The following is a 262-nucleotide window of genomic DNA, read 5'->3' on the forward strand; positions in this document are numbered from 1 at the left end:
CCTCCTCGCTCGCAAGCCGCAGCGAGGCCGCGCGTGAACTTGTGAATGTCGCCGGTTGAGTCAGACGGGGTAAAGAAGCCACCATAATACTGATCGCGCAGAGCTGGCTCTATTGTAAGCATCTCAGAAGGCGTCACGGGACGGCGATCCAATCCGCCCTTGAGCAGCAACTGATTCACGCGAGAGGCCGCATCGAACTCGGGTTTGCTCGAATAAACGTGCAATATTCCTCGCCGCTCCAAGTCGAAATCGATGCTCTCCT

Annotated in this window: 1 protein-coding gene; it reads right to left on the bottom strand. The window is 56.9% G+C overall.

Annotated features, from left to right (window positions below; translation table 11 throughout):
* The coding region (locus AC0L3U_RS39590; RefSeq protein WP_473365147.1) for an FAD-dependent oxidoreductase at positions 1-262 on the bottom strand (262 nt) is incomplete at both ends.

The organism is Bradyrhizobium sp. Kon69, from assembly GCF_055807515.1.